Consider the following 21,770-nt stretch of genomic DNA (forward strand, 5'->3'; position numbering starts at 1 on the left):
ACCGCTATTCCCCCTCCATTTTAGGGCGCCAACGGACTAAACGCCCTTCCACTTGGCCCACCACGGCATCCAACAGCAACACGAAGACCATGAGCACCACCATGCCGGCGAAGACCCCGGTGGTGTCAAAGACCCCTTCCGCCTGGGCGATGACGTAACCCAGCCCAGCGGCGCTTCCCAGGTACTCCCCCACCACGGCCCCGATTACCGCGAAGCCGATGGAGGTCCTTAAGCTGGAGAAGATCCAGCTGGCGGCGGCCGGGAGGTATACATGGCGCAGCAGGTGGCCGGGCCTGGCTCCCAAGAGCCTGGCGTTTTGCAGGACCACAGGGCTTACCTCCTTAACCCCCTGGTAGGTGTTGAAGAAGGCCACAAAGAAGACCAGGGTGACCCCTAGGGCTACCTTGGAGAGCACCCCCAGGCCGAACCAGAGGGTGAAGATGGGAGCCAAGACTACCCGAGGGATGGCGTTTAGGGCCTTGATGTAGGGGTCCAAGACCGCCGCCACGCTGGGGGCCAGGGCCAGCCAAAGCCCCAGGACCACCCCGAGCAGGGTTCCGAGGAAAAAGGCCAGGAGCATCTCCAGGGTGGTGATGTAAAGGTGCGGGTAGATCTCCCCGGTGCTGAACCAGCGCCAGACCCTCCCGGCGATCTCGGAGGGTTGGGAGAAGAAGAAGGGGTCCAGGCGGCCGGTCCTCGAGGCCCACTCCCACCAGGCGAGGAAGAGAAGGAGCAACCCCACCTGCCAAAGCCGTAGCCTAAGCCCCCGCATGGGCCCGCATCACCTCCCCCCTTAGGAGCTCCCAGATCTCCCGGTGCAGGCGCAAGAACTCCGGGGTGAGCCGGATCTCCGCCACATCCCTGGGCCGGGGGAGGGGGATGGGGAACTCCCCGATGACCCGGGAGCGGGGCCCCGCCGACATGACCACCACCCGGTCGGAAAGGGCAATGGCTTCCTCCAGGTCGTGGGTGACGAAGAGCACGGTCTTGCGATCCTCCTGCCAGAGCCTGAGGAGCTCGTTTTCCATGAGCTGCCGCGTCTGCACGTCCAGGGCGGAAAAGGGCTCGTCCATGAGGAGGAGCCGGGGGTTGGCGATGAGTACCTGGGCCAGCCCCACCCGCTTGCGCATCCCCCCGGAAAGCTGGTGGGGATAGTGGCGGGGAAACCGCCCCAGCCCCACCTTCTCCAGCCAGGCCTGGGCCCTTTCCCGAGCCTCTTTCAAGCCCGCGCCCCGGAAGACCAAGGGCAGGGCCACGTTGTCCAGGGCGGTCTTCCAGGGCAGGATGGCGTCCTGCTGGAAAAGGTAGCCCGCCACCGGGTTCAACCCCCTAAGGGGCTTCCCTTCCAGGAGGACCTCCCCCTGGGTGGGGGCCAGAAGGCCTGCCGCCACGTTCAGGAGGGTGCTTTTCCCGCATCCCGTGGGGCCTACCAGGCTCACAAACTCCCCTGAGGCCAGGCGGAGGCTTACTCCTTCCACGGCCACATAGGAGCCAAAGGCCACGGAGACCTGCTTAAATTCCAGAAAGCTCATGCGTAGTACTCGAGGTTGGGCTTAATGCCTAAAGCGTTGAGCAGGCGGTTGGTGAAGTTGAACATGGCTGCCACCTCGGCCGCCTCGAGGATGGCCTCATCGCTGAGACCCGCTTCCCTCAAGGGGGCGAGGTCCTCCTCGGTCATGGCGTGGTGCTGGTGCGTGACCTTGAGGGCAAACTCCACCAGGGCCCGCATCCTTTTAGGCATCTCCGCGCGGCGGGGGTTGGCGGCCAAAACCTCCGGGAGCACCCCATCCCCGGTGAGGTCCTTGAGGTAGCGCTTGTGGCTGGCCACGCAGTACTCGCACCGGTTCTCCCCGCTGATGGCCACGGCCATGGCTTCCCGCTCCTCCCGGGAGAGGAGGCCTTCCCCCCGCATAAGGGTGTCGTAGTACCGGAACCAGAGGAGAAACCTGGGGCTCAGGGCAAAGGCCCGGGCCACATTGGGAACAAAGCCCGTCTTCTCCCGGAACCGGGCGAACAGCTCCTGGACCTCCGGGCTCAACTCCTCATCCCCAGGGATGCGGAGCCAGGAGATCACCATACCGCCACCGCCCGCACGGGCCCTCCGGAGGCCCCCCGGTGCTTGGGGGCCCCCACGAAGATGAGGGTCCCGGCGGGAGGCACCTGGGCCAGGTTGGCCAGGTTTTCCAGGCCGTATTTCCCCGCGCCCAGGAGGGTCACGTGGGCCTTGAAGTCCTTGGAGGGGCCAAAGTCCAGGGAGAGGGTATCCACCCCTACCCCCACGATCTCCCGCTCCCGCACCAGAAACTCTGCCGCCTCCGGGGAGAAGCCGGGGAAGTGAAGGGTGCCCGTGGCGTCCTGGTTCAAAAAAGCCTTGGGGTCGCGCCAGCGGGCTTCCCAGCCGGAGTGCATGGCCACCAGGGCTCCTTTGGGCAGGCGGCCGTGCTGGCGCTCGTAGGCCAGGATGTCGTCTACGGTCACCTGGGCATCCGGGTTGCGGGCGGCCTTCTCGTGGATGTGGATCACGGCCAGGGGAGCGATGAGGGTTTCCACGGGCAGTTTTTCCGCGGTGAGCCCCCTTTCCGCGAAGTGGGCGGGGGCGTCCATATGGGTTCCCGAGTGCTCCCAGAAATCGATGCGGTTGCCGTAGTACCCGTTCTGCCGTACCGTGACCAGCGTGGTGATGCGCATGGGTTCAGCCCCGGGGAAGAGGGGGATCTCCGGGGAGAGCTCGTGGGTGAGGTCCACCGCCCGGCTAAAGGCCTTGCCCTGTACTTGTGCCTGGGCCACGGCTCGGCTAGCAAGAAGCCCCAGGCCCGCGCCCAACAGGGCCCTGCGGGAAATCTGCTTGGCCACTTCCTCCATCACCAGAGGGGCACACATGGTTTCCTCCTTTGTCAGGGGCAAGTTACCACGGGCCTGCAAAGGTATGCAAGCCCCTAACGCCGGGGGTCCAGGCGGTCCCGGAGGCCGTCTCCCAGGAGGTTAAAGCCCAAGACGGCCAGGGAAAGGGCCAACCCGGGAACCAGGGCGGGATAGGGGGAAAGGGGAAGGAAGCTTTGGGCTTCCCGGAGCATCCGGCCGAGGCTTGGGTTTGGGGGCTGGACGCCAAGGCCCAGGTAGGAGAGGGCGGCCTCGGCCAGGAGGGCGGCGGCGAAGGCCAGGCTGGCCTGGACCAGGAGGGGTCCCAGGAGGTTGGGGAGGAGGTGGCGGCGCATCACCCAGCCCGGAGGGGCTCCCAGGGCCAAAGCAGCTTCCACAAAGGGGGCGGCCTTAAGGGCCATGGCCCCGGCCCGGGCCACCCGGAAGAAGGCGGGAACCATGGAAAGCCCCACGGCCAGCATGCTGCTGTAGATCCCGGGGCCCATGAGGGCGGCGAGAAGAAGGGCAAGGAGCAGGCCCGGAAGAGCATAGAGGGCCTCCATGAGGAGGCTTAACGCCCCGTCCCAGTGCCGGCCCAGGTATCCCGCAAGAAGGCCTGCGGCCACGCCCAGGGTAAAACCCACGGAAACGGCGATGCCCCCCACCAGTAGGGCATTCCTAGCCCCGTGGAGGAGGCGGGCCAGGAGGTCCCGGCCCAAGGGGTCGGTGCCCAAGGGATGGGTGGGGGAAGGGGGGCGAGGCGGTGGAGGAAGTCGGGGGCGTTGGGGTCCACGGGGTAGAGGAAGGAGGCTAGGGCCATGAGGAGGAAGAGGCCCACCAGGAGGTTTCCCAGGAGGAGGCTTGGGCTACGCATACGCCACCCGCGGGTCCAAGAGGCCGTAGAGGAGGTCCACCAGGAGGTTGAAGAGGACGATGAGGGCGGCCATGACCAGCACCAGGCCCTGGAGGAGAGGGTAGTCGCGGGCCTCGAGGGCCGTCAGGGCCAGGCTTCCCATGCCCGGCAGGGCGAAGACCACCTCCACCACCACCGCCCCGGTAAGGAGGAACCCTCCCTCCAAGCCCAGCACGGTGATCAGGGGAAGGCTTGCGGGCTTCAGGGCGTGCTTGATGAGCACCCAGGTCTCGGGGACCCCCTTGGCCCGGGCGGTGCGGATGTAGTCCTGGCCCATCACCTCTAGGAGGCTTCCTCGGGCCATACGGAAGAGGATGGCTGCCCGGGAAAGGGTCAGGGTGAGGGCGGGGAGGGAAAGGTGGCGGAGGGCTTCCCATGGATGGGAAAACCCTGGGAAGCCGCTGGCGGGGAAAAGGGGCAGGTGCACCGCCAGGGCGTAGAGGAGGACCACCCCCAGAAAGAAGGTGGGCACGGATTGCAAAAAGGCCATAAGGCCGCTTAGGGCCAGGTCGCAAAGGGGAAACCTAAGGGCTAGAAGGGCCAGGGGTAAGGCCAGGAAAAGGGCGCCGCCAAGCCCCAGGAAGACGAGGCCCAGGGTGAGGGGGATCCGCTCGCCCAGGAGTTCGCCCACGGGCTTTCCGTAGCGGATGGACTCCCCTAGGTCTAAGCGGAGGGTGCGGGTGAGCCAGTCCGCATAGCGTTCCCAGGGGGGCCTGTCCAGGCCAAGGGCGCGTTCCAGGGCCTGCCGGGCAGCTGGCGAAGCCTCTAGGCCCAGGATGGCCTGCACCGGGTCCCCTGGGAGGAGGAGGAGGAAGGCGAAGACCAGGGTGGAGGCCAGCCAAAGGGTGGCTAGGGCCAGGAGGACCCGCCTCAGGAGGAAGCTTCGCATCTAGCGGTTCAAGTACACCCGGGTCACGTTGAGGCTCGGGGTGGGCTGGTTCTGCCACCAGCCCATGACCTCCTTGCGCATGGCGGCGATGTAGGGGGCGTTCATCACCCAGAGGTTCACCGCATCCTGGGCGAGAAGGCGCTGCATCTCCTTCATGATCTCGCAGGCCCGCTTGGGGTCGGGGGTGCGCAGGTACCTGGTGTAGAGGTCGCGGAAGCGGGGGGAGTCGTAGCGGAAGTAATAATTGGGGTTGGCGTAGATGCCGATGTCGTGAGGCTCGGAGTGGCCGATGATGGTCATCTGGTAGTCGGCTCCTCGGAAGACCCTGGAAAGCCAGGTGGCCCATTCCACCACCTCCAGCCGCGCTTGGACCCCGATCTGGGAAAGCTGGGCAGCGATGGCTTCCCCAAGCCGCCTCTCGTAGGGGTAAGGGGCGGCTAGGGTGAAGGTGAAGCGCAAGGGGTTATTGGGTCCGTAGCCGGCCTCTTGCAAAAGGGCCCGGGCTTTGGCGGGGTCGTAGGGGTAGTAGCCGGAAAGATCCTCGTAGCAACTCTCCCCTGGGGAGCGGTGGCTGCCGATGGGGGTGCCAAAGCCCAGCATCACCCCCTCCACCAGGGCCTTTTTGTCCACGGCATGCTGGATGGCCCGCCGTACCCGGATGTCGTTGAAGGGGGGGCGACTGTTGTTCATGCCCACGGTGATCTCCGTGGTGGTAAAGCCCGTGATCACCTTGAAGTTGGGATCCCGCTGGAGCACCAGGGCGTTTTCCGGGCTCACCCCGAGGCCGATCACCTGGATGTCCCCCGCCCGCAAGGCGGCAAGCTGGGCGTTTGGATCCGGCAGGAAACGGAAGAAGACCCGGTCCAGATAGGGAAGGCCGGGCTCATAGTATCCTTCAAACCGCTCCAGCCTCACCCCAACCCCCCGCTCCCAGGCCACGAAGCGGAAGGGTCCGGTTCCAATGGGCTGGGTTTTCTGTTCCTCCACCCTGCCCTTGGGGCCGATCACGGAATCGGGGCGGGCCAGGTTGAAGAGGAAGTCCTGGTTGGGCTGGCGCAGGCGGAAGACCACGGTGTAGGGGTCCTTGGCCTCCACGCTCTGGATGTCCTGGTAGTACTCGGGGTGGGTGTGGCCAGACTTGGGATCCCGGGCGCGGTTGAACTTAAAGACCACGTCCTCGGCGGTGAAGGGGGCACCGTTGTGGAAACGAACCCCCCGGCGCAGGTGGAAGGTCCAGGTGAGGCTGGAAGGGCTTCCTTGCCAGCGCTCGGCCAAGGCGGGGACGATCTCCCCCTTCTCGTTGAGCTTCACCAGCCCCTGGAGGACGTTGTCGTAGAGCATGCGGGGAATCTCCTGGCTGGTGGAGGCCGTGGGATCCAGGACAGGAGGCTCGGCCAGGATCGCCACCCTAAGCTCTCCTCCTTTGGGCTGGGCCAGGGCAAAGCTCAGGCCCAGCAGAAGGAACCACGCCAACCGCTTCTTCATGTCTTCCCTCCCTTTCCCCATACTATGCCCAAAGGCACTTACCCCAGATAGAGCACCGCCAAGGCGGCGTAAACCCGGGCTGCCTGGACAACTTCCCTCAGGTCCACCCACTCGTCCACCTGGTGGGGCAGGGTTTTCCCCCCAGGGCCCATGACCACCACGGGAAGACCCGCCCATGCCTGGAGGAAGGTGCCGTCCGTGGCCCCGGGTACCCCGCCGTGGCGCACGGGAAGGCCGAGAAGCCTTAGGGCTTCCTCCGCTGCCTGCACCAAAGGATCCTCCCTGGGGGTCTCCACGGGGGGGCGGTCCTCCAGGACCTCCACCTGGGTTCCCGCCAGGGCCTGGATCCTGGCCACCAACTCCTCGTGGTCCAACCCCGGCACGGTGCGCACGTCCATGGCCACCTCCGCTTCGGCGGGGATAACGTTGAGCTGCCCCTCCCCGGCGGTGGCCAGGATGCGGGTGGGGGTGAGGTAGGGAAGGCCCAGGAAGGGGTGGGAATGGACTTCCTGAAGCTCCCGTTGGAGGCCTTCCAGCTCGAGGATGAAGCGAGCCGCCTTGGGTATAGGGTTTTCCCCGGCGTAGGGCATGGCCCCGTGGGCCATGCGTCCGGGAAAGCGGAGGAATAGGCGCAGGGCTCCCTTCTGCCAGAGGCAGACCTCCATGGCCTCAGGCTCGGCCACCAAGGCACCACGGAAGCCTCGCGCCAGCCCTCCTCTCACGAAGGCCTTCACCCCCAGCATCATTCCCTCCTCATCGGCCAAAGCGGCGAGGCGTAGGGGGTACCGGGGCTGGCCTAGGGCTCGCTTCACCGCCAGCAGGGCTCCTATCAAGGCGGCGAGGCCTCCCTTCATGTCGCAGGCTCCTCGGCCGTACAGCCTGCCTCCCTCCACCACCCCTTCGTAGGGAGGGTAGCGCCATAGGCTTTCTGGGCCGGGGGTGACCACATCGGTGTGCCCCTCGAGGATCAACCCCCCCTCCCCCTCCCCCAGGTCCACAACCAGATTGGGCCGGCCCAAAGCTGCTTCCTGCCGGAAGGGGCGGAAACCCCGCTCCCTCAGGTACTCCTCCAGGAAGGCCACCACCCCCTCTTCCCCGGGTCCGGGATAGTGGCTTGGAATCCGCACCAGGGCTCTTAGGAGCTCCACCACTTCCTTCTCGTCCACCGCTTCCGCCGCCAGGAGGGCCTTTTCCATATGGAGTTCCCGAGGGGGATTATACCGCGGTATGCTGGCCTAAACGAAAGGAGGTGGCGGTGAACTACCGGCAACTTTTCGACCTAGGAGGGCAGGTGGCTTTGGTGGTGGGGGCGGCCTCCGGAATCGGGCGGGCCTCCGCGGAGGCCCTGGCGGCCTTTGGGGCTAAGGTGGTCCTGGCGGACCGGGATGAAAAGGGTCTGGAGGAGGTCCTCGAGGCCATCCGCAGGCAAGGCGGGGTGGCGGAGGCCCACCTCCTCGACCTGGCAGCCAGGGGCCAGGCCGAGGCGTTGGTGGAGAGGGTGCACCGGGCCCATGGCCGGCTGGATGCCTTGGTTTCCACCCCGGCCATCAACGTGCGCAAGCCCCTTCTGGACTACACCGACGAGGAGATCGACCGGGTGGTGGACCTGAACCTGAAGGGAACCTTGCGGCTTTTAAGGGCTGGGGGACGGGTGATGCGGGAGCAAAGGGGGGGAAGCCTCATCGCCTTTGCCTCCATAAGGGCCCTGGTGGTGGAACCAGGGCAGGGGGTTTATGCGGCCACCAAGGCGGGGATCCTCCAGATCATGCGTACCCTGGCCGCGGAGCTTGGGCCCTATGGGGTGCGGGCCAACGCCATTGCCCCTGGGCCCATAGAAACTCCCCTCACCGCTCCCATCAAAGCCCATCCCGATTGGTACCGGGCCTATGCGGAGAAAACCGCCCTCTTGCGCTGGGGAAAGCCCGAGGAAGTGGCCATGGCGGTGGTGTTCCTGGCCTCGCCGGCTTCCAGCTACGTGACCGGCACCCTCTTCCTGGTGGATGGGGGTTGGACGGCAGTGGACGGGCGGTTTACCCCGCCCCTTTAGCCCAGCTGGGCCCTAGCCCTTCAGGGCCACCAGGACCATCCGGCGCTTGATGAGGGTGCGGTCCCCTGGCCCTTCCCGGACCACCAGGGGGCGGGTCCCGGGGGAAGCCTGGGCCAGAACTTCCTCCACCCGCTTCGCTTCCCACCCTTTTGGGTCCAGGGGATAGAGCCACTCAGGCCAGGCGACTTCCTCCTCAAACGCCTCCAGGTGGAGGAGGCTTAAGCCCACCTCCTTAATGAGCCCCTGCCATTCCTCCACGGTGTACGCCCGCACGTGGGAGTTATCCCGGGCTGCCTCGAGGGCGTTGAAGAGTTGGGCGGCCTCTGGGTTTTCCGGGGCCACCATGTCGGCGATTCCCAGACGGCCTCCTGGCTTCAGCACCCTGGCCATCTCGGCTAAGGCTCTGGCGATGCGGGGAAAGTGATGGGCGGCCCTCCGGGTGGTGACCAGATGGAACTCCCCCTCAGGAAAGGGCAGGGACTCGGCGTCTCTCACCAGGAAGCGGACATTGCGCAAGCCCCGTTCGCGGGCGGCCTGGGCGAAAGGCATAGCCATTTCTGGGGTCAGGTCGATCCCGATGACTTCCCGCACAAAAGGGGCCAGGGCCAAAGCCGTGTGGCCGGGACCCGTGGCCACATCCAGGGCTCTTTCCGAGGACCTTGGTTCTAAAAGCTCCAGCAACCTCTTCAGATCGCGGCCTCCGGCGTGGCTGATGCTTTGGGCATACCCCTGGGCGTGGCGGGAGAAAAAGCTCCGGGCCAGCTCCTTCTGTTTTTTGTCCACGGCTTCCTCCGGGTTTCATTTTACGTCCGGATGTTGACGAGGGCCTGGTGGCCCCTTAGGCTGAAGGTTGAACGGGAAGGAGGAGCGTATGAAGCGATGGGCGGTTTGGTTCTTGGCGTTCCTGGGCTTGGCCGTGGCCCAGGACCGGACCCAGGTGCTGGTTTACGGCGGGGATTGGACGGACCTGATCACCCTGGATCCCCAGGTGGTCTACGAGTTCAGCGGGGTGATGATCGCCGATAACCTCTATGAAACCCTGGTGCGCTTTGAGGGGAACGACCTCTCCACCCTGCGCCCAGGGCTGGCGGAAAGCTGGAAGGTGGAGCGGGGCACCAGCGACTGGATCCTCACCTTCAAGCTTCGCAAGGGGAGCCGGTTCTCCACCGGACGGGAGGTCACAGCCAAGGACGTGGTCTTTAGCTTTGAACGGGCTTTAGCCCTTAAGGGGCCCGGCTCGTTCCTGTTCACCGAGATCGCCCAGCTCAAGCCGGGGGCGACCAAGGCCCTGGACCCCTACACGGTGGAGGTGCGCATCCCCAAGACCGCTTCGCCACAGTCCTTCCTCTCCATCCTTACCTTTACCCTGGGGGGCATTGTGGACTCGGAGGAGGCCCAGAAAAACGCTAAGGGGAACGATTACGGCAAGGATTTCCTCACCAACAACTCCGCCGGGTCCGGCCCTTACCGCCTGGTGCGCTGGGACCGGGGAAACCAGGTGATCCTCGAGGCCAACCCCTACGCCCGCATCAAGCCCAAGGTCCAGCGGGTGGTTCTGCGCTACATCCAGGAGCCCGCGGTTCTCCGCACGGCCTTGGAGTCCGGGGAGATCGACATCGCCGAGGGCCTCACCCCGGAGGGTTTGCGGGCCATCGCCAACAACCCCCGCTTCAAGGTGGTCCGGGCGGAAACCCTGCGCCTTCAGTACCTGGGCATGAACATGAAGCCAGGAAGCCCCTTCGCTAACCCGAAGGTGCGGGAGGCGGTGCGCTATGCGGTGAACCAGGATGAGCTCATTCAGGGTCTCCTCCAAGGCAATGCCGTGAAGATCCAGACCTTCATCCCCAAGGGCCTTCTGGGATATAACCCTATCGCTCCCTACACCTATGACCCAGCGCGGGCGAGGAAGCTTCTGGCGGAGGCGGGTTACCCCCAGGGCCTGGAGTTTGAACTCCTTACCAGCACCGGGATCTGCGGCGGTGGGGTACCTTGCCCGGATGTGGCCGCCAAGCTGCAGGCCGACATGGCCAGGGCAGGCCTGAAGGCCAGGATCCGCGCCATTGCCAATGCTGAAGTGCTCAACATCTACCGGGCCCAGAACCATCAGATGGTCCTGGCCGGTTGGAGCCCGGACTTCCCCGATCCCGACGGCAACGCCACCCCCTGGGCGGACTATGGGGCCCGCTCCTTGGCCTGGCGCAACAGCTACAACGACGAGGTGGCGGCCAAGCTGGCCCGGCAAGCGGCCCTCGAGGCAGACCCCACCAAGCGCAAGGCCCTGTACAAGGTGCTCACGGAAAAGGTCCTGCGGGAGGGCCCCTACGTGGTCCTCTACCAGCCTGCCTTGCCCATCGGCCTTTCGGCCAAGGTGGAGGGATTTGTGAAGAACCCCATGATGTCCGTACCCCTCTGGCAGGTGAGCAAGCAACCCTAAAGGGATGGGGTATAGTTAGGCCCGCAGGCGCTGGCTTGCGGGCTTCTGCTATGGGCGCTTACATCCTGAGGCGGCTTTTCATGGTGGTCTTCGTGGGGGTGGGCATCACCTTCATCACCTTCTTCATCGCCCAGGTGATCCCCATAGATCCGGCGGCAGCGGCTTTGGGCGAGAATGCCAGGGAGGAGCAGATCCGTGAGTTCCGGGAGCGCTACGGCCTGGACAAGCCCCTGCTGGTTCAGTATGGCATCTATCTGCAACGGCTTTTGCAGCTGGACCTAGGGCGCTCCCTGCGCACGGGGCGCCCTGTGGCCGAGGACCTCCGGGAGTTTTTCCCCGCCACCTTGGAGCTGGCCCTGGCCGCCTTTTGGGTGGCTATCCTCCTGGGTATACCCGCCGGGGTGTGGGCGGCCTTAAGGCAGAACCGGGTGCCGGACCTCCTGGTACGGCTTATGGCCCTTCTCCTCGGCTCTACCCCCGTTTTTTTCCTGGCCATCCTCCTTCTGGATCTCCTGCACCGTAGGCTTGGGGTTTTGCCGGGTCCAGGAAGACTGGATCCCTACCTCATCCCTCCTCCGCCGGTTACGGGCATGGTGACCGTGGACGCCCTCCTGGCCCGTGACTTCGCAGCCTTTCAGGATGCCCTGGCCCACCTTTTCCTGCCGGCCTTCGTCCTGGGCTCCGCCTCGGCCGCCTTGCTGGCCCGCATGGTGCGGGCGGCCATGCTGGAGGTGCTTTCCCAGGACTATGTGCGTACCGCCTGGGCTAAGGGGCTTTCTGAGCGCCAGGTGGTGCTCCGCCACGCCTTGAAAAACGCTGCCCTGCCCGTTCTCACCCTTCTGGGCGGGCTCATGGGTGGGCTTTTGTCGGGAGCGGTGCTCACGGAAACCATCTTTTCCTGGCCCGGCCTAGGCCGTTACGTGACCCAGTCGGCCACCAGCCTAGACTTTCCTGCGGTTATGGGGGTGACCCTCCTGGTAGGGGTCATCTACTCGCTGCTGAACCTGGTGGTGGACCTCCTTTACGCTCTTCTGGACCCGAGGATCCGGTATGCGTAAGTTCCTGCGCCGGTTTTTCCGCAACCCTGGGGCCGTTTTGGGCCTCGCCTTGCTGATTCTTCTCATTCTTGTGGCCCTTTTGGGACCCATGGTGGCCGGGGATCCTTTGGAACAGAACCTGCTGGAGCGGTTAAAGCCCCCAGGTCCTGGGCATCCCCTGGGCACCGACCAGCTTGGGCGGGATGTCTGGGCCCGGGTGGTTCATGGGACCAGGATTAGCCTTGGGGTGGGCTTCGGGGTGGTCCTTCTGGCCAGTTTTTTGGGCGTGAGCGTGGGCCTCTTGGCGGGCGGGCTTGGCGGGGTGTGGGACAACCTCCTCATGCGCCTCACCGACATCTTCTTTGCCTTTCCCTCCCTGATTCTGGCCATGGCCATCGCCGCCGCCTTGGGCCCGAACCTGACCAACACCGTCATCGCTGTGGCCCTGGTTACCTGGCCCATCTACGCCAGGTTGGTGCGGGCCCAGGTGCTGGCCTTGCGGGAGCGGGAGTTCGTGGAGGCAGCCAGGGCCTTGGGGGCAGGCCAAGGCCGGATTCTTTTCCGACACCTCCTTCCCAATGCCCTTACCCCCGTGCTGGTGCAGGCCAGCTACGAGGTGGGGGCCGCCATTCTGACCGCTGCGGGACTTTCCTTTATCGGCTTTGGCGCCCAGCCCCCCACCCCGGAGTGGGGGGCCATGGTGGCGGAAACCCGCAACTACATGGCCGAGGCTCCCTGGGCGGCCACAGCCCCGGCGGTGGGGATTCTGCTCACGGTTTTGGCCTTTAACCTCCTGGGGGATGGGCTTAGGGATGTGCTGGACCCCAGGGGACACTAGGCCAGCTGTTCCCCTTCCAGGTACACCTCCAGCACCCTTAGGGCCTTGTCCAGCACCACGAGATCCGCCCGCTTCCCCAAGGCGATCTCCCCCCGGTCCGAAAGGCCCAGGTACCGGGCCGGGTACAGGGATAGCCGCTTGGCCGCCTCTTCCAAGGGCACGCCCCAGGCCACCAGGTTCCTTAAGGCCCGGTCCAGGGTAAGGGTGCTCCCCGCCAGGGACTCCCCCAGCCACACCCCCTCCTTTCGCTTCTCCACCCGATGGGCCCCCAGGGGATAGGTGCCCTCCGGCATCCCCGCCGCGGCCACGGCGTCGCTCACAAAGTACAGCCCGGGAATGGTCTTCAAAGCCAGCCGGATGGCGGCCGGGTGCACATGCAGGCCATCGGGGATGATCTCGGCCCATTCCCCCCGTTCCAGGGCTAGGCCCACCACCCCCGGGGCCCGGTGGTGCAGGCCGGTCATGGCGTTATAGAGGTGGGTGAAGCCCACCGCCCCCGCCTCCAGGGCGGATAGGGCCTCCTCGTAGCGGGCTTCCGTGTGCCCGAGTTGGACCCGGATGCCCTTTTCCGCTAGGAAGCGGATGAGTTCTAGGGCCCCGGGAAGCTCGGGGGCCAGGGTAATGACCCGCACGGGAGCCAGGGAGAGAAGATGGCTGGCTATTTCCCGGTCCGGGGGAAGGGGGAAACGGGGCTGGGCTCCCAGGCGGTTTGGGCTGATGAAAGGACCCTCCAGGTGAACGCCCAGAAGGGCCTTTCCCCAAGGGCCTTCCATGGCCGCCTGCGCTCCTTTGAGGGCTCTTTCCAGGTCGGCCAGGGGAGCAGTGACGGTGGTGGCGAGGAGGCCTGTGGTGCCGTGCTGGAGGTGGAAGCGCAAGGTGGCTTCGACTCCCTCCTGGCCCTCCATCACCTCCCGTCCGCCTCCCCCGTGCACGTGGAGGTCCAGGAAGCCCGGGAGGATGTAAGGGCCCTCCACGGGAGCCTCCTCTATGGCCTCTATGCGCTCGCCGAAGTGGAGCCTGCCCCGTACGAAGCCTTGGGGAGTCAGGATGGAGCCTGTTAGCACAACCGCCTCCTTATCCGGGTTCCACCCGTTGCCCGGCCCTAAGGTCCCGGCCACCGGTGGCCCGGCCTAGCACATTCACCTCACCTATGGCGTGGAGGTAGCCCAATAGGGCGAAGGCCAGGGCTTCCCGCACCTTGGGGTTTTCCATCACGGATACGGGGAGATGTTGGGAAAGAAGCGCCACCAAAACCCGGTTTCTCGCTCCACCCCCGGCCAGGAGGACCTGGTCCACCTGACCCACAAAGCGCCGGTAAGCCTCGAGGATGCTCCGGGCGGTGAGTTCCAAGAGGCTACGGAGAAGGCGGGCGGGATCCTGGGGCAAGGGCGAGAGGTGCTCAAGCCGCCAGACCTCCCGGCCCGTGGTCTTGGGTGGGGGAGCCTGGAAGTAGGGATGGGAAAGCCAGGTCTTAAGGGCCTCCTCATCGGGCTTGGCTTTCTCCGCCAGGGCCGTGGCTTCTTCCCAGGTGAGCCCCAGGATACCAGCAGCCTCATCAAAAAGGCAGACCCCAGGCCCGGTATCAAAGGCCAGCAGGGAGCTGGGATCCTTTCCGTGGAAATAGGTTAGGTTGGAGATTCCCCCGAGGTTGTGAACGGCCTTGCGCTTTCCCGCCTCCCCGTAAAGAAGGAGGTCCGGATAGGCCACCAGGGGAGCCCCCTGGCCTCCTGCGGCCAGGTCCATGCTCCGGAAGCCGTAGACCACCGGCACCTCGAGGCCCAGGGCCAGGTGGCTGGGTTCCCCAAGTTGGAAGGTGGCCCTGGGCGGCTCATGCCAGATGGTCTGGCCCGAAAGGGCCACCAGCTCAGCACTTCCCCTGAAGGGGAACGCAGCCTCCAGATAGAACCGCCCCAGGTCGTGGTGGAGGAGGGCGATCTCCCGGGTGTCCGCGTGGCGCATGGCCCGGAGTACCCGCATCCGCAGCTCCTCCGGGTAGGCCACCTCCCGATGGGCCAGGACCCGGTGAGCCACCTCCGGAGGGGAGCCTGTGAACTCCGCCAGGACCAGGTCCACCCCGTCGGCGCTGGTTCCCGACATAAGGCCCAGTACCCTCATGAGAGCTCCACCAAAAGCTCGTACCGGTCCGCCCGGTACCAGCTCTTCACCCGTTCTACGGGCCTTCCGTCCTGCAGATAGCTTATCCGCTCCAGGTGAAGGAGGGGGCTTCCCGGCTCCACCCCAAGCAGCCTGGCCTCTTCCCGGGCGGCCACGGCCCGGAGGCGTTGCAGGGCGCGCACGGGCCTCAAGCCCTTGGCCTCGAGGGCCTGGTAGAGGGAACCTGGGGGGACCTCATCCAGAGCCCAGGCGGGCAGGGTGGCCCGTTCCAGGGCCATGGGCTCTCCGTCCGCAAGCCTAAGGCGCACTAGGCGGAGCACCTCTTCCCCCGGGGAGAGCCCCAGGGCCATGGCCTCCTCTGGGGTGGCAGGGCCTTTCTCCACGCCCAGGATCCTGGTGCTGGGCTTCATACCCAGGGCCTCCATTTCCTCGCTGAAACCCCTGAGCCGGGTGCGGAAGGTGGCCCTTTTGGCCACAAAGGTGCCGCTTCCTTGCCGGCGGACCACCAAGCCTTCCTCCTCCAGAAGGTCCAAGGCCTTGCGCACGCTATCCCGGGATACCCCGAAGGCCTCGGACAAGGCCCGTTCCGGGGGGAGGGCGTCCTGGAAGTTGCCCTGAAGGATGCCCTCCCTGAGCCGTCGGGCCAGTTCCAGGTAAAGGGGGCCGTGGGCCATGGCGATATTCTACCACTTGCCTACCAATGGCAGGCCGTTATACACTTGGGGCCATGCGGGCCAGGGCCCTTTTGGAGGAGGCGGTGGCCAGGGGTGTGGTTCCTGGGGCAGCCCTTGGGATAGTCCATGCGGATGGCCGTAAGGAGGTCGTCCACCTGGGGTTGGCCCAAAGGATACCCGAACCGGTTCCCCTGGAGGAGGGTTTCTACTTTGACCTGGCGAGCCTTACCAAACCGCTTTTCACCTTGCGGGAGGTGCTGAGGGCGGTGGAGGAGGGCCTTTTGGATCTGGATGACCCCCTCTCCCAGCACCTCCCCGAGATGCTCTGGCTTCAGGACCATCCCCTTAAGGGGGTAAGCGTGCGGGCTCTTTTGGCCCATACAGCGGGCCTCCCCGCCTGGGAGGCTTTGTACACCTGGGGGGAAGGGGAGGTTTTAAAGGCCCGGGTGCTCCAGCACCCCTGGCCCTTGGGCGAACCTCAGTACTCGGATATCGGCTACATTCTCCTGGGCCTTCTCCTGGAACGCCTAAGGGGTAAGCCCCTTGGGGCGTTCCCTTTACCCCCTGGCCTTAGCTTCTCCCCGCCTCCGGAGCGGAGCGTGGCCACGGAGCTTTGCCCCTGGAGGAAGCGGGTGCTCCGGGGAGAGGTGCATGATGAAAACGCCTTTGCCCTTGGGGGGGCGGCCGGGCATGCAGGGCTTTTCGGCACCCTGGAGGGCGTTCTGGACCAGCTTGCGGCTATCCTGGGGGGCACCTGGCTTTCCCGGGCAGCCCTGGAGGAAATGCAGAGGCCCCACGGGGAAAGGCTTTTGGGTTGGGAGAGGAAGAGGCCTGGCTGGCAAGGGGGGAGCCTGGCTTCGGAAAAGGCTTTCGGCCACACGGGCTTCACCGGGGTGGGGGTGTGGGTGGACCCGGAGCGGGGGTACGCCTGGGCTCTTTTGACCAACGCCGTGCACCCGACCCGGCACCGGTCCTCCCTGGCCCCCCTGCGCCGGGCGGTGGGAAATGCCCTGGCTGCGGAGGTGGTATGACGGAAGGCGTGGCCCAGCGCTACCGGGACCTGGACCTCTGGCCCGCAGGGGAGGTTCTCGAGGCCCTTTACGAGGCCCAGCTCCGGGCCGTGGCCGCCCTTAAGGAGGCCCTTCCTGCCCTGGAGAAAGCCGCCGGGGCCGCGGTGGAGCGTCTACGGGCAGGGGGCTACCTGGCCTACGCCGGGGCAGGGACCAGCGGGCGGCTGGCGGTGCTGGATGGGGTGGAGCTCCTGCCCACCTTTGGCTTCAGCCGGGTGCGCTTCCTCTTGGCCGGTGGGGAAAGGGCCTTTTCCGAGGCGGTAGAGGGCGCGGAGGACGACCTCGAGGGGGGGCTAACCCTGGGAAGGAGTGTGGCTCCCCAGGATGTCCTCCTGGCGGTGGCGGCCAGCGGCCAGACTCCCTTTACCCTCGGGGTACTGCGGGGGGCCAAGGAACAGGGAGCCCTGACCGTGGCCCTGGCCAACAATCCCGGAACTCCCCTCCTTCTGGAGGCGGACCATCCCATCCTTCTCAACACCGGGCCCGAGCCCATCGCCGGGAGCACCCGCCTGGGGGCAGGCACGGCCCAGAAGGTGGCCCTAAACCTTTTTTCCACCTTGGTGATGGTGCGTTTGGGCCGGGTTTATGGGAACCGTATGGCTCGCATGCGGGTGCAAAACGCCAAGCTCCGGACCCGGGCCGCGGAGATGGTGAAGGAAATGGCGGGGGTTTCGGGGGAGGAAGCGAAGAGGCTTCTGGAAGTCTACCGGGACCCCGCCTTGGCGGCCTTGGTGGCCTTGGGCCTGGGGGCGGAGGAAGCCTTGGCCCTCCTGGAGGAAAAGGGGGTCAGGGGGGCTTTGGTGGAGGTAAGGAGGTGAGGCTTTTGGCCATCCTGGCGGGAATGGGCATGGCGGCGGCCCAGGCGGGAAACTTTCTCATCGTGAGCTTCAAGGGGGAAGAGGTGCCGGTGGCCCTTCTCAAGGAGATCCGTCCCGCCGGGGTCATCCTTTACCCCTCCAACCTCCGCCGGGATCCCCAGGGGGTGGTGGCCCGTCTCAGGGCCTTGGATCCCAAGCTTCTTCTCCTGGTGGACCAGGAGGGGGGACCCTTTACGTCCTACCGGGAGGGGGTGGTGCGCTTCCCCTCGGCCATGGCCCTTTCCGCCAGCGGGGATGAGGGCCTGGTGGAGCGGGTGGGCTGGGCCCTGGGGTGCCAGGTGCGGCGGCTTGGGGCGGATGTGAACCTGGCGCCGGTTCTGGACGTGAACACCAACCCCAACAACCCCATCATCGGCCTTCGCTCCTTCGGCGCCGACCCCGAGCGGGTGGCCCGCATGGGCCTGGCCTTTGCCCGGGGGGTTTTGCGCTCCGGGGCGAAGCCCGTGGGCAAGCACTTCCCCGGGCATGGGGACACGGGGGTGGACTCCCACCTGGACCTGCCCCGGGTGGATAAGCCCAAGGAGGCCCTGGAGGGGGCGGAGCTCCTTCCCTTCCGCCGCTATGTGGCCGCGGGGATGCCGGCCCTCATGACCGCCCACATCCTCTTTCCCGCCTTGGATCCCAAATACCCCGCCACCCTTTCGGCCAAAATCCTCACAGGCTTGCTCCGGAGGGAGATGGGCTTTACCGGGGCCATCCTTACCGATGACATGGCTATGGGGGCCATCAAGCGCCACTACGGGGCGGGGGAGGCGGCGGTTCTAGCCGTGAAGGCCGGGGCTGATTTGCTCCTGCTGGAACCCGATGAGGCGGCCATCCGGGAGGTGCACGCCCGGCTCTCCAAGGCCCTGGGCCAGGAGATTCCCCTTTCCCGGGCAGAGGAGGCCAGAAGGCGGGCTCAGGGCCTTAAGGCAGGCCAGGGGGAATGCCCTTTCACCCCGAAGGAGGAGGAGGAGGCTTTGGCCCTCGAGGCGGCCCGGCGGGGCGTGGTGCACCGCTTTGGCCCCCTGCCCATACCCGGTCAGGGAACCTTGGTCTTGGGCCTGAGGATCTCCGACCGCTACGGAGCGGAGCCCACCCTGGCGGACCTTGCCCCCCAGTACCTTCCCGGAAGCCGGGGGCTCATCCTTTCGGAGGATCCCACCCCGGTGGAGATCCAGAAGGCCTTGGCGGAGGCCAGGAAGGCGGAGCGCCTGGTGGCCTCCACCTACCGCTGGCTTGGCGGTTTCAAGGAGGGGCAAAGGACCTTGGTGAAGGAGCTCCTGGCCCTGGGCAAACCCCTATACCTGGTGGCCTTGGGCAACCCCGACGACCTTCGCTTCCTTCCAGGGAGGCCCACGGGCTATCTGGCTACCCACGGCTACCGCGCGGTCCAGGTCCGGGCCGCGTTGGAGGCCCTCGCAGGGGTGTATGCCCCTACGGGGCAATGGGTCTTTGGAGGTGAACCATGAGAAGGTGGGTTGTGGCTGTTTTGGCGGTGCTCCTAGGGCTTGCTTCTGCCCAGAAGCTGGTCCTGGCCAGCTGGGGGAGCCAGGAGGAGATCAAGGCATACCAGGAGGTGCTTAAGGTCTTCCAGGAGAGGAACCCGGGTATCCAGGTGGAGTACATCAACATCCCCTCCGGGGAGTACCTGGCCAAGATCACCGCCATGATGGCGGCCGGTACCCCGCCGGATGTCTTCTTCCTCAACAACATAGACTTCCCGGGGATGGCCTCGAGAGGCGTGCTGGCTCCCCTGGACGCCTTTATCCAGCGGGACAAGTACCCCACCGCCGATATCTTCCCGGGCATCCTCAAGGCCTTCCAGTGGGAGGGGAAGCAATATGGCCTGCCCCGGGATGTGTCCAACCTGGTGGTCTTCTATAACCGCACCCTCCTCCGGAAGGCGGGCCTGCCCGATCCCAAGCCCGACTGGACCTGGGAGGATTTCCTCCGCTACGCCAAGGCCCTCACCGTGGAAAAGGATGGCAAAAGGGTCCAGTGGGGGGTTTCCTTCCAGACCTTCTACCTCTTCTGGGAACCCTGGGTCTGGAGTGCGGGCGGGCGGTTTTATGCCCCTGACCACAGCCGGTTCCTGCTGAATAGCCCGGCGTCCCTGGAGGGCTTGCAGTTTTATCTGGACCTCCGCTACAAGCACCACGTGGCCCCCACTCCCGAGGAGGCCCAGGACCGCGGGGCCTTCACCATGTTCCTGAACGGACAGACGGGGATGATCGTGGACGGGCGCTGGCGGGTACCCACCCTTAAGGCCCGGGCCAAGTTCGACTTCGACGTGGTGCCCTTTCCCCGGGGCAAGGCAGGAAGCATCGTGGACATAGACGGCTCCGGCTGGGTGATGGCGGCCGGTTCCAGGAACCCGGAGGCCGCTTGGAAGCTCCTTTCCTTCCTGGCTGGCCCTGAGGCCAGCCGCATCTTCACCAGGACCGGGCTCATCATCCCCGCCCGGGGGGTAGATGTGAAGAATGTGGACCGCAGCATCCAAAGCCTCAAGGACTTCTTCGTGCCCCCGCCTCCCAAGAACCAGCAATACTTCCTCACGGTAAACCGCACGGCAAGGCCCACGGAAACCTTCGAGCGCTGGAACGAGGCCCTGCAACTCATCAACAAGGCCTTGGAACCCGTGTGGCAGGGTAAGGCGGAGCTGAAGGCGGCCCTGGACGGCGTGGCCCCCCAGGTGCAGAAGATTCTGGACGAGGTCCAGGCGGAGCGCAAGAAGCGCTAGACCCTAAGGCCAGGAGGCCCCCATGCGTGTCTACTACCGATTCCCCCTCCTCTTCCTCCTGCCCTCCTTGGTGGGCTTCCTGGCCTTCAACCTGGGGCCCATCCTCACCAGCCTCCTCCTTTCCTTCGTCGCCTACGATGGGTTAAGACCCCTTGGCCTGGCCACCTTCCGGGAGAGCTGGGTGGGCTTGGAGAACTACCGCCAGCTCCTCGAGGACCCCGTCTTCCACAAGGCTTTCTTCAACACCCTTTTCTACGTGGCGGTGGCGGTGCCCTTGGAGATCGTGTTGGCCTTGCTCCTGGCTTTGGGCTTGAACCGCCCTTGGCCCGGGGTGCGGTTCATCCGCACCCTCTACCTCCTGCCCACGGTGACCAGCGTGGTGGCGGTGGGCCTCCTTTGGCGCTGGATCCTGAACCCCACCGTGGGGCCAGTGAACCTCTTCCTGCGCTGGGCGGGGGAGAGGATGGAGGGTGTCTATGGCCTTTTGGGGTTAACCCCTCCCTCGTGGGTGGCGTGGCTGGCCCGGGAGGGACCCGGATGGCTTTCCGATCCAGCCTGGGCCATGTGGGGGGTGATCCTGGCCTCGGTGTGGGCGGGGGTAGGGTTAAGGATGCTGATCTTCCTGGCGGGACTGCAGAACATCAACAAGGAATACCTGGAGGCGGCCAGCCTGGACGGGGCCAACAACCTGCAGCGCTTCTTCTACGTGGTTTTGCCCCTCCTTTCCCCCACGGTGTTTCTGAACACCCTTCTCGCCATGATCGGCGGTTTCCAGGTGTTCGGCCTGGTGTACACCATGACCGGGGGAGGGCCCTTGGATTCCACCAACGTGCTGATGCTTTACCTGTACCGCAAGGCCTTCGGCGTCTTTCCCTTCGAGATGGGGTATGCTTCGGCCATCGCCTGGGTCCTCTTCCTCATCCTGTTTGCCCTCACCTACCTGCAGTGGACCCTGCGCAAGCGGTGGGTGGTGGAGGAAGCATGAGGCTTTTGGGGAAGCTCTGGGATTCCCTCGTCTACCTGGTCCTCCTGGTCGGGGGGGTGAGCATGCTGGTGCCCTTCTTCTGGATGATCTCCACCAGCCTGAAGGCGCCGGGGGCGGTCTTTGACCTCCCTGTGGAGGTCTGGCCCAAGGAGCTCCACTGGGAAAACTACCAGCGGGTCCTCACCAGCGTGCCCTTCGGCCGCTGGTACCTGAACTCCTTGGTGGTGGCCTTGGGCCTCACTTTCCTGAACCTGACCAGCGGGGCCATGGCGGGTTATGCCTTCGCCCGCTTCCGTTTTAGGGGACAGGGGGCCTTGTTCCTCCTCTTCCTCGCCACCCTGATGATCCCTGTGCACGTGCTCATCATCCCCCTTTTCATCCTCATGCGGAACCTGGGCTGGGTGGACACCTACTACGCCCTTATTCTTCCCGGCCTCTTCGATGCCTTCGCCATCTTCCTCATGCGTCAACACTTCCTGCACCTGCCCAGGGAGCTGGAGGAGGCGGCCATCATGGACGGGGCTACTCCCTGGCAGGTGTACTGGAAGGTGGCCCTGCCCCTGGCAGCCCCCGCCTTGGCCACCTTGGGTACCTTCACCTTTTTGGCGGGCTGGAACAGCTTCCTCTGGCCCCTTATCGTCACCAACTCCTTGGAGATGCGCCCCCTAACCGTGGGCTTGGCGGTCTTCCAGGGGCAGTTTTCCACGGAGTGGACGGTACTCATGGCCGGGCTTACCCTGGGCACCATTCCGCCCATCCTGGTCTTTCTCCTGGCCCAGCGCTACTTCATCCAGGGCCTTACCCTGGGAAGCCTGAAGGGGTAG

21 protein-coding genes and 1 pseudogene are annotated in these 21,770 nt (G+C 65.6%); 10 read left to right on the forward strand and 12 right to left on the reverse strand.

What is annotated here, in order from left to right:
• Nucleotides 1-4 precede the first annotated feature (4 nt).
• From EBI04_RS01985 to EBI04_RS02020, 8 genes and pseudogenes are all read right to left on the reverse strand, one after another.
• Nucleotides 5-772: an ABC transporter permease gene (locus EBI04_RS01985; RefSeq protein WP_135255819.1), complete on the reverse strand. Its 768-nt coding sequence runs from the start codon at nt 770-772 to the stop codon at nt 5-7.
• Entirely contained in the window at nt 759-1,532 is a 774-nt protein-coding gene (locus tag EBI04_RS01990) for an ABC transporter ATP-binding protein (RefSeq protein WP_135255820.1), read from the reverse strand. Before EBI04_RS01990 ends, EBI04_RS01985 begins: the two co-directional genes overlap by 14 nt.
• Nucleotides 1,529-2,077 (reverse strand): peroxidase-related enzyme, encoded by a 549-nt coding sequence (locus tag EBI04_RS01995; RefSeq protein ID WP_135255821.1) that lies wholly within the window; start codon nt 2,075-2,077, stop codon nt 1,529-1,531. Before EBI04_RS01995 ends, EBI04_RS01990 begins: the two co-directional genes overlap by 4 nt.
• Complete coding sequence (locus tag EBI04_RS02000; RefSeq protein ID WP_135255822.1) at nt 2,071-2,880, reverse strand: cyclase family protein; 810 nt, start codon at nt 2,878-2,880, stop codon at nt 2,071-2,073. The genes EBI04_RS01995 and EBI04_RS02000 overlap by 7 nt, the downstream gene beginning before the upstream one ends.
• Nucleotides 2,881-2,936: 56 nt before the next feature.
• Nucleotides 2,937-3,733, reverse strand: a pseudogene (locus EBI04_RS02005) (ABC transporter permease).
• Nucleotides 3,726-4,661: an ABC transporter permease gene (locus EBI04_RS02010; protein ID WP_135255823.1), complete on the reverse strand. Its 936-nt coding sequence runs from the start codon at nt 4,659-4,661 to the stop codon at nt 3,726-3,728. Before EBI04_RS02010 ends, EBI04_RS02005 begins: the two are co-directional and overlap by 8 nt.
• Nucleotides 4,662-6,146, reverse strand: coding sequence for an ABC transporter substrate-binding protein (locus EBI04_RS02015; RefSeq protein WP_135255824.1), 1,485 nt, complete (start codon nt 6,144-6,146; stop codon nt 4,662-4,664).
• 38 nt (nt 6,147-6,184) lie between these two features.
• Nucleotides 6,185-7,342 carry a M20 family metallopeptidase gene (locus EBI04_RS02020; protein WP_135255825.1) on the reverse strand — a complete coding sequence of 386 codons (1,158 nt, stop codon included), beginning with the start codon at nt 7,340-7,342 and terminating at the stop codon, nt 6,185-6,187.
• Nucleotides 7,343-7,401: 59 nt separating this feature from the next.
• Here EBI04_RS02020 and EBI04_RS02025 point away from each other — a divergent pair, with 59 nt between their 5' ends.
• Complete coding sequence (locus EBI04_RS02025) at nt 7,402-8,193, forward strand: SDR family NAD(P)-dependent oxidoreductase (protein ID WP_135255826.1); 792 nt, start codon at nt 7,402-7,404, stop codon at nt 8,191-8,193.
• Nucleotides 8,194-8,205: 12 nt separating this feature from the next.
• Here the strand turns inward: EBI04_RS02025 and EBI04_RS02030 are convergent, their stop codons facing one another.
• Entirely contained in the window at nt 8,206-8,976 is a 771-nt protein-coding gene (locus tag EBI04_RS02030; protein ID WP_135255827.1) for a class I SAM-dependent methyltransferase, read from the reverse strand.
• 88 nt (nt 8,977-9,064) lie between these two features.
• On the opposite strand from EBI04_RS02030, the gene EBI04_RS02035 reads away from it, so the two are divergent.
• Genes EBI04_RS02035 through nikC form a run of 3 tightly spaced genes read left to right on the forward strand, consistent with a single transcriptional unit; the run spans nt 9,065 to nt 12,502 of the window.
• Nucleotides 9,065-10,627, forward strand: coding sequence for an ABC transporter substrate-binding protein (locus EBI04_RS02035; protein ID WP_015716974.1), 1,563 nt, complete (start codon nt 9,065-9,067; stop codon nt 10,625-10,627).
• A 50-nt stretch (nt 10,628-10,677) separates the two neighbouring features.
• On the forward strand, nt 10,678-11,685 hold the full coding sequence (locus EBI04_RS02040) for an ABC transporter permease (protein WP_135255828.1): 1,008 nt from the start codon (nt 10,678-10,680) through the stop codon (nt 11,683-11,685).
• Nucleotides 11,678-12,502 (forward strand): nickel transporter permease, encoded by an 825-nt coding sequence (gene nikC / locus EBI04_RS02045; RefSeq protein WP_038069103.1) that lies wholly within the window; start codon nt 11,678-11,680, stop codon nt 12,500-12,502. The genes EBI04_RS02040 and nikC overlap by 8 nt, the downstream gene beginning before the upstream one ends.
• On the opposite strand, the gene nagA is transcribed toward nikC, so the two are convergent.
• From nagA to EBI04_RS02060, 3 genes are read right to left on the reverse strand one after another with little or no spacing between them, the layout of a single operon-like run.
• Nucleotides 12,499-13,566 carry an N-acetylglucosamine-6-phosphate deacetylase gene (gene nagA / locus EBI04_RS02050; RefSeq protein ID WP_135255829.1) on the reverse strand — a complete coding sequence of 356 codons (1,068 nt, stop codon included), beginning with the start codon at nt 13,564-13,566 and terminating at the stop codon, nt 12,499-12,501. The two genes, nikC and nagA, sit on opposite strands and share 4 nt — an antisense overlap.
• A gap of 10 nt (nt 13,567-13,576) precedes the next feature.
• A complete protein-coding gene (locus EBI04_RS02055) occupies nt 13,577-14,617 on the reverse strand; it encodes an anhydro-N-acetylmuramic acid kinase (RefSeq protein WP_126208950.1) in 1,041 nt (346 codons plus the stop codon).
• Nucleotides 14,614-15,291, reverse strand: coding sequence for a GntR family transcriptional regulator (locus tag EBI04_RS02060; RefSeq protein ID WP_015716979.1), 678 nt, complete (start codon nt 15,289-15,291; stop codon nt 14,614-14,616). Before EBI04_RS02060 ends, EBI04_RS02055 begins: the two co-directional genes overlap by 4 nt.
• Before the next feature lie 53 nt (nt 15,292-15,344).
• On the opposite strand from EBI04_RS02060, the gene EBI04_RS02065 reads away from it, so the two are divergent.
• Genes EBI04_RS02065 through EBI04_RS02090 form a run of 6 tightly spaced genes read left to right on the forward strand, consistent with a single transcriptional unit; the run spans nt 15,345 to nt 21,770 of the window.
• Complete coding sequence (locus EBI04_RS02065; protein ID WP_135255830.1) at nt 15,345-16,322, forward strand: serine hydrolase domain-containing protein; 978 nt, start codon at nt 15,345-15,347, stop codon at nt 16,320-16,322.
• On the forward strand, nt 16,319-17,179 hold the full coding sequence (locus tag EBI04_RS02070; RefSeq protein WP_135255831.1) for an N-acetylmuramic acid 6-phosphate etherase: 861 nt from the start codon (nt 16,319-16,321) through the stop codon (nt 17,177-17,179). The genes EBI04_RS02065 and EBI04_RS02070 overlap by 4 nt, the downstream gene beginning before the upstream one ends.
• The gene (locus EBI04_RS02075) at nt 17,176-18,690 is read left to right on the forward strand and encodes a glycoside hydrolase family 3 N-terminal domain-containing protein (protein ID WP_135255832.1); all 1,515 of its coding nucleotides are present in this window, start codon (nt 17,176-17,178) and stop codon (nt 18,688-18,690) included. Before EBI04_RS02070 ends, EBI04_RS02075 begins: the two co-directional genes overlap by 4 nt.
• Nucleotides 18,687-19,961 (forward strand): ABC transporter substrate-binding protein, encoded by a 1,275-nt coding sequence (locus EBI04_RS02080; protein WP_135255833.1) that lies wholly within the window; start codon nt 18,687-18,689, stop codon nt 19,959-19,961. Before EBI04_RS02075 ends, EBI04_RS02080 begins: the two co-directional genes overlap by 4 nt.
• Nucleotides 19,962-19,983: 22 nt before the next feature.
• On the forward strand, nt 19,984-20,946 hold the full coding sequence (locus EBI04_RS02085) for a carbohydrate ABC transporter permease (RefSeq protein WP_135255834.1): 963 nt from the start codon (nt 19,984-19,986) through the stop codon (nt 20,944-20,946).
• Nucleotides 20,943-21,770 (forward strand): carbohydrate ABC transporter permease, encoded by an 828-nt coding sequence (locus tag EBI04_RS02090; protein ID WP_135255835.1) that lies wholly within the window; start codon nt 20,943-20,945, stop codon nt 21,768-21,770. Before EBI04_RS02085 ends, EBI04_RS02090 begins: the two co-directional genes overlap by 4 nt.

The organism is Thermus caldilimi, from assembly GCF_004684245.1.
GTDB lineage: Bacteria > Deinococcota > Deinococci > Deinococcales > Thermaceae > Thermus > Thermus caldilimi.